This window comes from Streptomyces sp. NPDC058375 (assembly GCF_042723425.1).
GTDB classification, from domain to species: Bacteria; Actinomycetota; Actinomycetes; order Streptomycetales; family Streptomycetaceae; genus Streptomyces; species Streptomyces durocortorensis.
The window spans coordinates 23,689-36,434 of record NZ_JBHXJG010000044.1; the positions used below are offsets into that span (position 1 = coordinate 23,689).

A 12,746-nucleotide genomic window follows, 5' to 3' on the forward strand; every position below is an offset into this window, starting at 1 on the left:
GTGTGCGGTGCGCGTACGGGGGACGCGTACGGATCACCGTAGCGAAGCGGTCGGACCGGGCGTGCTCAGATCACCAGGCGCAGCGACCTCTCCGCGATGCCGAGCCGTACGCTCTGCCCCCAGGTCAGCTCCAGCGCGTCGGACTCCATCCCGTCCCCGAAGACCACGATCCGGTCCGACTCCACGGTCAGCCGCAGCCCCTGGCCCCGCCCCAGTTCGCCCGCCACCCTCGACGTGCCGGTCGCCGGGGAGGGCCAGGCCTCGCGCACGAACCACAGGAGGCGCGCGTCGCACGGCGCCGGCAGGGGCAGGGCGCTGCCGCGCTCCAGCCACAGTGAGCGGAGCCAGCCGGTGGCGCCCGTGCCGGTGCCGACCAGCACCCCGGAGGACGCCTGGGCCTCGCCGGGGGTGCTCCCGCCGTCGTCGCCCAGGCGGTAGCGGGCCGTCTGGTGGCCGGGCGGTCCGAGGTAGATCTCGTTGAGGGCGAGAAGGCGCTGGGTGTCGTCGGCGACGGCCTCGACCATCGTCAGCTCCTCGGCCCGGCCCCCGGCGGCGGTCGCGGTGCGCAACAGGGCCGCCGCGTCGGTACGGCGGTGGCGGACCAGGACGCCGGGGTTGCGCCCCGGGTCGGTGTCGATGCCCACCACCGGCTGCCCGGTGAGGTACTTCGCGGTGTTGGCGACAAGGCCGTCCTGGCCGACCACGACCACCACGTCCTCCGGGGCGAACAGGAAGCGGTCCAGGTCCGCCCGCTCCACCCGGGAGCTGCGCCAGGTCAGCGGCACCGCCGCCGCCACGTCCCGCAGTGCTTCCTGCGTACGGTGGTGGCGCCGGGCCACCTCGTCGATCGAGCGGCCCCGGCTGGACAGGAAGAACGCGGCCTGCCCGTGCGTCCCGTGCCGGGCGAGCAGCTCCTCGTACTCCGTCCGCCGGTGGACGATCACCGCCCGCGGCGCCAGGCTCACGCTCCCGCCCCGCCTTCCGGACGGCCGAGCTTGGCGAGCAGCCCGGTGAGGACGTCGGGGGAGAGGGTGAGGCTCTCGATGCGCGGCAGGTTCTCCGCCAGCCGGGTCGCCGCCAGGGCGTGCAGCGTGGCCGGAGCGACCTCGCCGTGCACCCGCAGCCAGGCGGCCTGCGCCTCGGCCCGGGCCGCGCCCGTTTCGCGCGCCGCCTCGGCCTCCGCGCGGGCCAGGCGCACCTTGCGGGCCGCCTCCGCCTCCGTCCGTACGCCGTCGGCCGCGGCCTTCTCCTCGGCCTCGCGGCGGGCGTTCGTGCCGCGCTGGTCGACCAACTGCTCCTCGCGCCGGGCCAGTTCGATCTGGCTGGCCAATTCGTTCTCGGCGATGGCACGTTCGCGCTCGACGGCCACGGCCCGCCGCTCGTAGGTGGCCCGGTCCGCCTCCTGCTGGATCTGCTCGCGAGCCGGGGTGCGCAGGGCGCGCTCGACCTCGGCCTCGGGGCGGATCGCGACGACGCGCACGGCCACCACGTCGATCCCGGTGACCGGGAGCCGGGGCTCGGCGGCGAGTCCCGTGGCGACCCGTTCGCGCACGGAGGCGACACCGTCCACCAGGGCCGCCGCGAGCGGGGTGCGGGCCAGCACGTCCAGCGTGTGCTGCTGCGCGGTCTCGGTGAGGAGGGTGGCGATCTGCTCCAGGGGTGCGCCGCGCCAACTGCCGGTGTCCGGGTCGACCGAGAAGTCGAGCCGGTTCGCCGCCTCGGCCGGATCGCTGATCCGGTAGGTGACGGTGGCCTGCACGGTGACGTCCTGGAAGTCCGCCGTACGGGCGTGGAACGCCATGGCCAGCTCCCGGTCGTCGACCGGCACTTCGGACAGCGCCGCCGACAGCGACCGGTACCAGAAGCTGAGCCCCTGGCCGTCGTGGGCGAGCTGCCCGCGCCTGTGGTGGCGGATGTGGGCGGTGGGCGCGGAGCGCAGGTGGCGCCAGCCGAAGCGCCGGGTGATGTCGGCCATGATGAGGACCCCCTTAGATTTCGTCATGACGACGATAAGGGGTGGGTGTTATTAGAGTCAAGGTGACTAATAAAGAGATTCGGGGTGTCGGGCGGCCGCGTACCTGGCCGGGATCTCGCCGCCCCGTGCACGGCGAGATCGGCACCGTTCACGTACGAGGAGAGGCCGCAGGCCAGCCAGAGGCAGGCCCGCGCCACCTCGTCCGGTTCCGCGAGTCGCCCCATCGGGACGAGGCCTGTCACCGCGGGCCCGACGCCTTCCCCGTACAGCGCGGTGACGTTCTCGGTCCGGATGAGGCCCGCCGTGATGTGGTTGACCCTGACCCGGGGTGCCCATTCGAGAGCCAGTGCCCGGGTCAGTCCGAGCAGACCCGCCTTGGCCGCGGAGTAGGCGGCGGTGCCCGGCTGCGGGTCGTGGGCGGAGACGCTGCCGATGTTGATCACGCTCCCGCCGTCCGGCTGCTCCCGCATCACCAGGTTCGCCGCTTGGGCCGTGTGGAGGGGGGCGAGGAGGTTGAGCGCGACCACCTTCTCCACGAAGCGTGGCGAGACCGTCGCCGCATCGGCGACCGGGGAGCCCCCCGCGTTGTTCACGAGCACGTCCAGCCGCCCGAACCGCTCGGCGGTGGCCGCGACGAGATCCGCCGTGGCCGCCGGATCCCGCAGGTCGGCGGCCCGGAATGCGGCCTCGCGTCCCCCCGTCGACGGCAGCGCGGTGGGCGTCCCGCGTCCGCAGATCATCACGTCCGCGCCGCTTGCGAGGAAGGCCCGCGCGATCGCGGCCCCCAGGCCCCTGGTGCCGCCGGTGACGAGCACGGCCCGTCCGGTGAAGTTCATCGCGTAGAACTGATCGTCCAGGTCGGCCCTCCTGTGTCAGAAGCTACCAAGCGCTTGTTAGGTTCGATAGAGGGGGGCGGGTCGCGCCATAGGTGCGGACACGCGGGCGGCCGGTGGCCTCCGCAGAGGTCACCGGCCGGCCGGGCGGTGCGCCGCCCCCGTCCCCACGGTGCGGCGCGGGTGGACCGTCCCCATCCGCTGGGACGGGCGGTCCACGTCTGTCAGGACTCCGGCGCTCCCGCCGTGAGTCCGAGGCCCGGGAGGATCGCCATCTCCACGAACCGGGTCAGATACGCGGCGTCGGCGTAACGCCCCTCCAGCAGCGGCCGGGCTCGCATCACGCCGAGCAACTGGGCCGCCACGAACTCGGCCCCCGGGAGGTCCGCCGCGATCTCGCCGCGCTCCTGGCCCCGCCGGACCATCGCGTCGATCGCCGCGATCTCCGGCAGGATCAGCGCCTCACGCAGCGCGCACAGCAGCTCCGGGCTCTGGAGTGCGGCATGGCTGAGGGCGTGCATCAGCGGGGTGTCGCTCCCCGAGGCCTCGCCGATCGCCCGCGCGGCCTCCAGCAGGTCCCCGGCCAGCGTCCCGGTGTCGATGTGCGGGAGCCGCATCCGCCGGGTGCCGTGCAGCGCGGCCACGACCAGCTCCGGCTTGGAGCCCCACTGCCGGTAGAGCGTCGACTTCCCGCACCGGGTGCGCGAGGCGACGCCCTCCATCGTCAGCGACTCGTAACCGCTCTCCCGCAACAGCTCCAGCACCGCCGCGTACAGCTCCTGCGCCCGCTCCGGTGTGATCTTCGAACGGGGGGACGAGAGTGCTGACTCCGGTGCGGAATCGGGCGACGGCATGGGCTGTACCTCCAGCGGCGGTGCGGTGAGGTTCTCGATACGCCAGTGTACCGATACGTGCGTGTACCGATACGCCGACGTATCGGTACACTGGCGTATCGATACGGCGTGGATCGATACGACCGGGCCGTCCCGCTACCGCTTCGCATCCAAGGGGGCACGGGTGAGACTCGCCCGCACCGAGCCCACGGACCAGGAGCCGGACATACGTGCCCGACCGCCCCTCGTCCGCGAGTTCCTTCTCGTGGCCGGACTCTTCCTGGCCTACAAGTTCGGCCGCCAGGCCGCCAACGGCCATGTCGAGGAGGCGTTCCGCAACGCGGGGAACGTCTGGGACCTCGAACGTGTCCTGCACCTCCCCGGCGAGGGAGCCGTCCAGGGGCTGCTGCTGCACAGCCAGCCCCTGATTCACGCAGCGAACACCTACTACGCCGCCGTGCACTTCCCGGCCACGGCCCTCTTCCTGGTCTGGCTCTACTGGCGCCGCCCCCGCCACTACGTCCGGTCGCGCCGCGTCCTCGCCGCGCTCACCGCCGCCGCCCTGGTGCTGCACCTGCTGTTCCCGCTGGCCCCGCCCCGGATGCTGCCGGTCGCCGGACTCGTCGACACCGGACAGGTCTACGGGCCCACGGTGTACGGACAGACGCCCGCGACCGACACGATGGCGAACCAGTTCGCCGCGATGCCCTCGCTGCACGTCGGCTGGGCCGTGATGGTCGCGGTCGGGCTGATCGCCGCCACCCGCTCCCGGTGGCGCCGGCTGTGGCTGCTGCACCCGGCGCTCACCCTGTTCGTCGTCGTGGGCACGGCCAACCACTACTGGCTCGACGCGATCGTCGTCGTGGCGCTGCTCGCCGTCGCTCTCGCCGTGTTCCGGCTGCCGGTGCCCGCCCGGAGCGGCGCTGTACAGCTGCCCCGGCCGGGCGCGTGGGGGAGCGGCGAAGGGGCTCCGGTGCCTGTGTACGCCGGTCGTGTGGGGCCTGCGACCGCCGAGGCGCCTGTGCCCGCTGGGGCGTACGCCGGTGGTGTGGGGCCTGTCCCCTCGGGGGTGCCTGTGCCCTCCGAGATACCTGTGCCCTCTGGGGTGTCTGTGCCCTCCGGGGCGTCCGTGGGCGGCGGGCAGCCAGAGACCTCCGCGGCCCATGTGGGTGGCGCCCGATGAACGCCACCCTGCTCGCCGTCGCGCTCTCCCTCGTCTCCGCCGGGGCCTACGCGGCCGCCGCCGTCGCCCAGTCCCGGCTCGCCGGGCGTACCGACCCCGCCACCGGTGTCCTGCGGATGCTGGGCCGGGGCGCCTGGTGGTCGGCGGTCGGCCTCAACGCCGCGGGCGCGCTGCTGCATGTCGCCGCGCTCAACTACGGCCCGCTGACCCTCGTCCAGCCGCTCGGCGCGCTCACGCTCGTCGTCGCCGTCCCGCTCGGGGCGCGTGCGGCCGGACGCCGGGTCGGCCGGGTCGAGTGGCGGGGAACGGCGCTGACCCTGCTCGGCCTCGGCGCCCTGCTCCTGACCGCGGGCGGCTCCGCCCCGCACGAGACCCTCAGCCTGCCCGAGGCGCTCGGTGTGGGCGCGGCCACCATGGCGGTCGTCGCCGGGCTCAGCCGGCCCGGGGCCCGGCCGGGGCTGCGGCACGCGGCGGCGTCCGGGATCACCTCCGGTGTCGCCTCCGCGCTCACCCAGACCCTCACCGTCGCCGTCACCGACCACTCCGGCGGCCCGCTGTTCAGCTGGCGGCTGCTGACGGTGGCGCTCCTGGTCTCCGCCTTCGCGATGGGTGGCCTGCTGCTGTCCCAGACCGCGTACCGGGGCGGGCTCGGCGCACCGCTCGCCGTGGTCACCCTCGCCAATCCGGTCGCCGCCGCCGCGATCGGCCTGGCCCTGCTCGGCGAGCGCCTCCAGGGCGGGCCGGTCAGCCTGGTGCTCGCGCTCCTCGGGACGGCGGCGGCCGTGCGCGGGGTGATCCTCCTCAGCCGGGCCCAGGCGCGGAACACGGACCCGGGTGACGCGCCCGAGGCACCCGTGCCGGCGGATCCGGTGCCCTCGCGGGTCGTCATCGGCAGCCCCCGCCTCGCGGCCGCCCCGGAACCCGTGGCCGTACCGGCGGGCGGTGCGCCTCACCCGTGAGCGTGCGTACGGTCAGCCGTCCAGGTCGGCGATGGCCCGGGTCAGCCAGCTGATCCAGAACGTCTCCAGGTCGATGCCGCCCCGCAGCACCAGATACCGCAGCCGGTCCTCGTCGGTCGTCGGCGCGGGGGCGAAATTCCGCTCCTCGATCTCCCGGTACTCCGCCAGCTGGGCTTCGTGCAGCGCCAGGTGGCGGCGCAGCTCCGCCCCTATGCCGTCCGCGCCGACGACCGCCGCTGCCCGCATCCGCAGCAGCAGCGGATCGCGGACCGGCCGGGGATCCTCGGGGAGCGCCACCCAGGCCGCCAGCTCCTCGCGGCCCGCGGGCAGCACCTCGTACTGCTTCTTCTGCCCCCGGGCCGGCACCGCCGTGGGCAGCGCCCTGATCCGCCCGGCCTCCTCCAGTTTTCCCAGCTCGCGATAGATCTGCTGGTGCGTCGACGACCAGAAGTAGCCGATCGACCGGTCGAACCTGCGGGTCAGTTCCAGACCCGAGGACGGCTTCTCCAGCAGAGCGGTGAGAATCGCGTGCGGCAGTGACATGACGTGCATCCTAAGGACGGGGGACCATGGCGGGACGCGGGTTCACAGCGCCGCGGCCAGCTCCGTGCCCTGGCGGATCGCCCGCTTCGCGTCCAGCTCGGCCGCCACGTCCGCGCCGCCGATCAGGTGGACCGGGACCGCGCCGGCGCTCAGCTCCTCGTACAGCTCGCGGCGCGGTTCCTGGCCCGCGCACAGCACGACCGTGTCGACCGGCAGCACGCGCCGCTCACCGTCGACGGTGAGATGGAGGCCCTCGTCGTCGATGAGGTCGTACGAGGCCCCGGCGATCATCTCGACGCCCCGGTGGCGCAGTTCGGTGCGGTGAATCCAGCCGGTCGTCTTGCCGAGGCCCGCGCCGACCTTGGCGGTCCTGCGCTGGACCAGGTGGACCGTGCGCGGCGACTTGGGCCGCTCGGGGGCGCGAAGCCCGCCCCGGTCCTCGTACGCCGTGTCCACGCCCCAATGGCGGAAGAACGTGTCCGCGTCCAGGCTCGCCGCGTCGCCGCCGTCGGTCAGGAACTCCGCGACGTCGAAGCCGATGCCGCCCGCGCCGACGATCGCGACCCGGTCGCCGACCGGCGCCCCGTCGCGCAGCACGTCCAGGTAGCTCACGACGTTCGGGTGGTCCGTGCCGGGGATCGCGGGGGTACGCGGCTCGACGCCGGTGGCCAGCACGATCTCGTCGAAGCCGTCCAGGGTTGCGGTGTCGGCCCGGGTGGACAGCCGCACCTCGACGTCCAGCTCCGCCAGCCGCGTACGGAAGTAGCGCAGCGTCTCGTCGAACTCCTCCTTGCCCGGCACCCGGCGGGCCACGTTGAGCTGTCCGCCGATCTCGTCCGCCGTGTCGAACAGGGTGACCGCGTGCCCCCGTTCGGCCGCCGTCACCGAGCAGGCGAGGCCCGCCGGGCCGGCGCCGACCACGGCGACGCGTTTACGGGTCCGGGTGGGCGAGAGCACCAGCTCGGTCTCGTGGCAGGCGCGCGGATTGACCAGACAGGAGGTGATCTTGAGGCTGAAGATGTGGTCCAGGCAGGCCTGGTTGCAGCCGATGCAGGTGTTGATCGCGTCCGCCCGGCCCGCCGCCGCCTTCGCGACGAACTCCGGGTCGGCCAGGAAGGGGCGCGCCATGGAGACCATGTCGGCCCGGCCGGAGGCGAGGATCTCCTCGGCGACCTCGGGGGTGTTGATGCGGTTGCTCGTCACCAGCGGTACGGAGACCGCGCCGCGCACCTTCTCGGTCACCCAGCTGAACGCGCCGCGCGGGACGGAGGTGGCGATGGTGGGGATCCGTGCCTCGTGCCAGCCGATGCCGGTGTTGATGATCGTCGCGCCCGCTGCCTGGATTTCCTTCGCGAGCGTCACGACCTCCTCCAGCGTCGAGCCGCCCGGCACCAGGTCCAGCATGGAGAGCCGGTAGATCAGGATGAAGTCGCCGCCGACCCGCTCCCGGACCCGGCGCACGATCTCGATGGGGAGCCGGATGCGGTTCTCGTAACTGCCGCCCCAGCGGTCGGTGCGGTGGTTGGTCGCGGAGACGATGAACTCGTTGATCAGATAGCCCTCGGAGCCCATGATCTCGACGCCGTCGTACCCGGCGAACCGCGCCAGCTCCGCCGCCCGGACGAACTCCTCGATGGTCTCCTCGACCTGCTCGTCGGTGAGCGCGTTCGGGACGAAACCGCTGATCGGGGCCTGGATCGCGCTCGGGGCCACCAGATCCGGGTGGTGCGCGTAGCGGCCGAAGTGCAGGATCTGCATCGCGATCCGGCCGCCGGCCTCGTGCACCGCCGAGGTGATCTCCCGGTGCTGCTCCGCCTCCGCCTCGGTCGTCATTTTCGCCCCGCCGGGGAAGGAACAGGCCCGCTCGCTGGGGGCGATGCCGCCGGTGACCATCAGGCCGACGCCGCCCCGGGCGCGCTCGGCGTAGAAGGCCGCCATCCGCTCGAAACCGCGCTCGGCCTCCTCCAGGCCGATGTGCATCGATCCCATGAGCACCCGGTTGGGAAGGGTGGTGAACCCGAGGTCCAACGGGCTCAGCAGGGTCGGGTACAGGCTCATGAGGTCTCCTCCGCACAGGGTCGTCGGGACAGTTGTAGACCACGGCCAAGCGCTTATGCAACAAGTTGCACAATGATCTGCGTCGCATCCCCGGCCTTGCGGCGCCCGGTCCGTGCCCCGTACGGCGTACTCGGCCGCGCCCGGCCGCCACCCGCCGACGAGAGTGGGAGCCGTACCCGAAACCCCCTCACCCCGGGAGTCCTCATGGTCTGCGTCAACCGGCGTGATCTCGGTCTGCTCGCCCTGCGCGTCGGCACCGGCGCGGTGCTCGCCGCCCACGGCAGCCAGAAGCTGGCCGGCTGGTTCGGCGGCGGTGGCATCCAGGGCACCACGGCCGCGATGGAGGCGATGGGGTTCCACCCGCCCAAGCACAGCGCCGTGGCCGCCGGACTCGGTGAGGCGGGCGGCGGTGTGCTGCTGGCCCTGGGCCTGGCCACCCCGGCGGCGGGCGCGGCGGCGGCCGGGGCGATGGCGGGCGCGGTGGCCGTGCACGCCCCGGCGGGCTTCTTCGCCCAGGGCGGCGGTTACGAGTACCCGGCGTTCCTCGGCTTCACCGCTGCGGCCATCGGGCTGACCGGTCCCGGGCGCTACTCCGTGGACCACGCCACGTGCCATGTCTTCGACCGGCCCTGGATGGTCGCGCTGGCCTTCGCGGGCAGTGCGGCCGCGGCGGCCGCGGTGGTCGGCAGGCGGGCGAAGGGGCAGGCGGAGCGGGCGGGGGAGGAGTCCTGATGAGCGAGGATCCCTCGCGGGCTGAGGACCCGCGGGCTGAGGCCCCGTCGCGGTCCGCCGGCCCGTCCGGCGCGGCTGACCCGTCGCGGGCTGCGGACCCGTCGCGGGCCGCCGACCCCTCGCGGGCCTCCGATCCGTCCGGCGCGGCTGCCCCGTCGCGGGCCTCCGACCTGTCCGACCCGGCGGACCCCTCGCGGGCCTCCGGCCCGTCCGGCGCGGCTGCCCCGTCCCGGGCCGCCGACTCGTCCGGCCCGGCCGGCCAGTCCCGATCCACCGACCCGTCCGGCCCGGCTGACCCGTCCGGCCCGGCCGGCTCGCCTCCGCCCGACGTCCGGTCGCCGTCCGACCCGCCCGACCTGTCCCGGTCCGACGGCCGGCCCCCGTCCGGCCCCGGGCAGGGGCCCCGGCCCGGCCCCGGTCAGGGAGACACCCCGTGGCAGCGCGCCGACGGCCCGGCCGCCCCCGCACCGGTGCCCGATCCGGGCAGTCTCTGGGTCACCGGCGGAGTGCTCCTGGCCGGAGTCCTGATGCTCTGCCAGGGCGTCGTCGCGGCCCTGGAGGGCATCGCGGCCCTCGCCGACGGCGACGTCTACGGCGACGTCGGCGAGTACCTCTACCGGATCAGCCTCACCGGCTGGGGGTGGATCCACCTGGTGCTCGGCATCGCCGTGGCCGTCACCGGGGCCGCACTGCTCAGGGGGGCGCGCTGGGCACGCGTGGCCGGCATCCTCTTCGCCTCCCTGAGCCTCTTCGCGCACTTCCTCTTCCTGCCGTACGCGCCCCTGTGGTCGGTGATCGTCATCGCCCTGGACATCTTCATCATCTGGGCGCTGGCCGCCTACCGGGATCCGGACCCGGTCCCGGTAGGCGTGCGGCGCTGACCGTCCGATCCTCCCCGGCTCAGGGCCCCGGGCCACCACGCCTTCGGCCCGATGTCCCGTACCAGCGCCGGGACGAGCAGCGACCGGACGACCAGCGTGTCCAGCAGGACGCCGAAGGCCACGATGAACGCGATCTGGAGCAGGAACGCCAGCGGGATCACGCCCAGCGCCGCGAAGGTGGCCGCCAGGACGACGCCCGCCGAGGTGATCACCCCGCCGGTCGTGGTCAGCCCGCGCAGGATGCCCTCCCGGGTGCCGTGCCGCAGCGACTCCTCGCGGACCCGGGACATCAGGAAGATGTTGTAGTCGACGCCCAGGGCGACCAGGAACACGAACCCGTACAGCGGAACCGACGAATCCGTGCCGCTGAAGCCGAACACATGGGTGAAGACCAGCGAGGAAATCCCCAGCGTGGCCAGGAAGTTCAGCGCCACGGTCGCCACCAGCAGCACCGGCATCAGCAGCGACCGCAGCAGGAAGACCAGGATCACCAGGATGATCGCCAGCACCACCGGCACGATCAGCATGCGGTCGTCCTCCGCCGTTCGCTGGGTGTCGTACTGCTGTGCGGTGTAGCCGCCGACCAGGGCGTCCGACCCGGGGACCGCGTGGACCGCGGTGCGCAGGTCCGCCACCGTCTCCTTGGCCCCGTCGCTGTCCGCCGCGTCCTTGAGCGTCGCGTCGACGCGGACCTTGCCGTCGACGACCAGGGGTTCGCCGCCCGGCCGCCCGCTCGCGCTCACCGGCGCGACCGAGGACACCCCGTCGGTGCGTTCGGCGGCCTCGGTGACCTCGGGGAGCCGGTCGGCCGCCGCGATGATCACCGCCGGGTTGCCGGAGCCGCCGGGGAAGTGCTCGCTCAGCGTCTCCTGGGCGGCCACGGACGGGGCGTCGTTGACGAAGATCTCGTCCAGCGGCACGCCCTTCGAGGTGAGCGTCGGGGCGAACGCGGCACAGGCGATCAGGGCCGCCAGGGTGATCGCCCAGACCTTGCGGGGCGCCCGGTCGACGAGGGCCGCGACCTTGTGCCAGATGCCGTGGCCGCCGGACGCCTTGTCCTCGGCCGGCTTGGGCTTTGCCGGCCAATAGGCGGCCCGGCCCAGCAGCACCAGCGCGGCGGGCAGGAAGGTGAGGGCGCTCAGGACCGAGCAGACGATGCCGATCGCGCCCACCGGACCGAGGGCCCGGTTGTTGGTGAGGTCGCTGAGCAGCAGGGCGAGCAGCCCCGCCGCCACCGTCGCGGCGCTCGCCGTGATCGGGCCGAAGGACTCGCGCAGCGCGACGCGCATCGCGGTGAACCGGTCGCCGTGGACGACGAGTTCCTCCCGGAAGCGGGCGGTGAGCAGCAGCGCGTAGTCCGTCGCCGCGCCGATCACCAGGATCGACAGGATGCCCTGCACCTGACCGTCCACGCGCACGATGTCGTGGTCGGCCAGGACGTAGACGATCGCGCAGGCCAGGCCGAGGGCGAACACCGCACCGAGGATGATGACGAAGGGCAGCAGCACACTGCGGTAGACCAGCAGCAGAATGACCAGCACGGTGATCAGGGCGACCCCGAGCAGCAGCCCGTCGATGCCCGCGAAGGCGTCGGACAGGTCCGCCTGACTGGCGGCAGGTCCCGCGAGCTGGACCGTCGTGCCGGACACGGACGCGCCCGCCTTCTCGACCTTCTCCAGCACCGTCGGCAGCTCGTCCCCGAGATTCGGGCTCAGCTGCACGATCCCCTGGAGCGCGAGGCCGTCCTCGGAGGGCAGCGCGGGGGAGGGTTTCCCGGCGACGCCTTCGCTCCCGGCGAGCGAGGCGAGAGCGCCGGTCGCGGCCTCCCGCTGCTCGTCGCCCACGGGGGCGTCCCGCTCCTTCGAGGTCCAGACGAGGATGACCGGCAGGGTCTCGTTCTGCTGGAACGCCTTCTGGGCGTCGATGACTTGGGTGGACTCGGCGTTCTGGGGCAGAAAGGCGGCCTGGTCGTTGGTGGCGACCTCGCCGAGCTTCCCGGCGTACGGTCCGAGCCCCCCGCCGATGCCGAGCCAGGCGATCAGCAGGACGACGGGGACCAGCCAGCGGACCGACCGTGCAGGGGTGGGCATGTCTCTCCCGAGGGGTGGAGATGTCTCATCGGCAAACAATCTCAATCGTTGAAATACATTACGGGACGGCTCCCCGGGAGATCCGTACGGGGGTGGTTCCGGCGGCCCGTCCCCTCATGGACGCACCCGGGCGGGCGGAAACTCAGCGACGCGCCGGGGGAACCTCGGCCAGCTCCTCGTTCATCGCGGCGAGGAAGCGCAGGACGGTCGTCAGTTCGCCCTCGCTGAAGCGCGCCCTGGCCCGTGCCGTGGCCTCGGCCAGCGGCATGAAGTAGTCGCGGGCGACCGTGCGGGCGCTCGCCTCGTAGTACACGTGCACCACCCGGCGGTCGGCGCTCTCCCGCGCCCGGCGGACGTGCCCGGCCCGCTCCAGCCGGTCCAGGCAGGCGGTCACCGCCCCGGAGGTGAGGCCCAGATGCTCCCGCAGCGCCCCGGGCGTCAGGGGCTCCGGGGCGTCCAGGATGGCCCCGAGCGCGCTCACGTCGGTGGGGTGCAGTTGCTGGTTCACCGCGAAGCCGTGGGTCATCCGGTTGATCTCGCCGTTCATCCTGCGCAGCTCGACCGCGAACGCCTGGAGGTCGGCGAGCGGTGCCTCGGCATCCGAGGCGCCGCTCCGGGTCGATCGGTCCTCGGCGCTGGTCACGCCTTCAGCGTATAGA

General features: G+C 73.4%; 11 protein-coding genes and 1 pseudogene. 4 read left to right on the forward strand and 8 right to left on the reverse strand.

Annotation, left to right across the window (positions count from 1 at the left end):
* Positions 1 to 65: 65 nt before the first annotated feature.
* The 4 genes and pseudogenes from ACFWM7_RS10525 to ACFWM7_RS10540 all read right to left on the reverse strand — a co-directional run bounded on the left by ACFWM7_RS10525 (position 66) and on the right by ACFWM7_RS10540 (position 3,662).
* On the reverse strand, positions 66 to 965 hold the full coding sequence (locus ACFWM7_RS10525) for a hypothetical protein (RefSeq protein WP_383257754.1): 900 nt from the start codon (positions 963 to 965) through the stop codon (positions 66 to 68).
* Positions 962 to 1,975 carry an SPFH domain-containing protein gene (locus tag ACFWM7_RS10530; protein WP_383257782.1) on the reverse strand — a complete coding sequence of 338 codons (1,014 nt, stop codon included), beginning with the start codon at positions 1,973 to 1,975 and terminating at the stop codon, positions 962 to 964. The genes ACFWM7_RS10525 and ACFWM7_RS10530 overlap by 4 nt, the downstream gene beginning before the upstream one ends.
* A 66-nt stretch (positions 1,976 to 2,041) precedes the next feature.
* Positions 2,042 to 2,811: pseudogene (locus ACFWM7_RS10535) on the reverse strand (SDR family oxidoreductase).
* A 221-nt stretch (positions 2,812 to 3,032) separates the two neighbouring features.
* Positions 3,033 to 3,662 (reverse strand): TetR/AcrR family transcriptional regulator, encoded by a 630-nt coding sequence (locus ACFWM7_RS10540; RefSeq protein WP_383257759.1) that lies wholly within the window; start codon positions 3,660 to 3,662, stop codon positions 3,033 to 3,035.
* Positions 3,663 to 3,825: 163 nt separating this feature from the next.
* Here ACFWM7_RS10540 and ACFWM7_RS10545 point away from each other — a divergent pair, with 163 nt between their 5' ends.
* Complete coding sequence (locus ACFWM7_RS10545) at positions 3,826 to 4,824, forward strand: phosphatase PAP2 family protein (protein ID WP_383257762.1); 999 nt, start codon at positions 3,826 to 3,828, stop codon at positions 4,822 to 4,824.
* Positions 4,821 to 5,783, forward strand: coding sequence for a hypothetical protein (locus ACFWM7_RS10550; protein ID WP_383257765.1), 963 nt, complete (start codon positions 4,821 to 4,823; stop codon positions 5,781 to 5,783). Before ACFWM7_RS10545 ends, ACFWM7_RS10550 begins: the two co-directional genes overlap by 4 nt.
* A gap of 12 nt (positions 5,784 to 5,795) precedes the next feature.
* On the opposite strand, the gene ACFWM7_RS10555 is transcribed toward ACFWM7_RS10550, so the two are convergent.
* Together ACFWM7_RS10555 and ACFWM7_RS10560 are read right to left on the reverse strand one after the other, a co-directional pair.
* Positions 5,796 to 6,326: a PadR family transcriptional regulator gene (locus ACFWM7_RS10555; RefSeq protein ID WP_383257767.1), complete on the reverse strand. Its 531-nt coding sequence runs from the start codon at positions 6,324 to 6,326 to the stop codon at positions 5,796 to 5,798.
* A 42-nt stretch (positions 6,327 to 6,368) separates the two neighbouring features.
* Positions 6,369 to 8,384, reverse strand: coding sequence for an FAD-dependent oxidoreductase (locus ACFWM7_RS10560; protein ID WP_383257770.1), 2,016 nt, complete (start codon positions 8,382 to 8,384; stop codon positions 6,369 to 6,371).
* A gap of 204 nt (positions 8,385 to 8,588) precedes the next feature.
* Here ACFWM7_RS10560 and ACFWM7_RS10565 point away from each other — a divergent pair, with 204 nt between their 5' ends.
* The gene (locus tag ACFWM7_RS10565; protein WP_383257771.1) at positions 8,589 to 9,116 is read left to right on the forward strand and encodes a DoxX family protein; all 528 of its coding nucleotides are present in this window, start codon (positions 8,589 to 8,591) and stop codon (positions 9,114 to 9,116) included.
* Between the two features lie 356 nt (positions 9,117 to 9,472).
* The gene (locus ACFWM7_RS10570) at positions 9,473 to 9,997 is read left to right on the forward strand and encodes a hypothetical protein (RefSeq protein WP_383257785.1); all 525 of its coding nucleotides are present in this window, start codon (positions 9,473 to 9,475) and stop codon (positions 9,995 to 9,997) included.
* Here ACFWM7_RS10570 and ACFWM7_RS10575 read toward each other — a convergent pair.
* Together ACFWM7_RS10575 and ACFWM7_RS10580 are read right to left on the reverse strand one after the other, a co-directional pair.
* Positions 9,955 to 12,087, reverse strand: coding sequence for an MMPL family transporter (locus ACFWM7_RS10575; RefSeq protein WP_383257773.1), 2,133 nt, complete (start codon positions 12,085 to 12,087; stop codon positions 9,955 to 9,957). The genes ACFWM7_RS10570 and ACFWM7_RS10575 overlap by 43 nt on opposite strands.
* A gap of 142 nt (positions 12,088 to 12,229) precedes the next feature.
* On the reverse strand, positions 12,230 to 12,730 hold the full coding sequence (locus ACFWM7_RS10580; protein ID WP_383257787.1) for a MarR family winged helix-turn-helix transcriptional regulator: 501 nt from the start codon (positions 12,728 to 12,730) through the stop codon (positions 12,230 to 12,232).
* Positions 12,731 to 12,746: the final 16 nt, after the last annotated feature.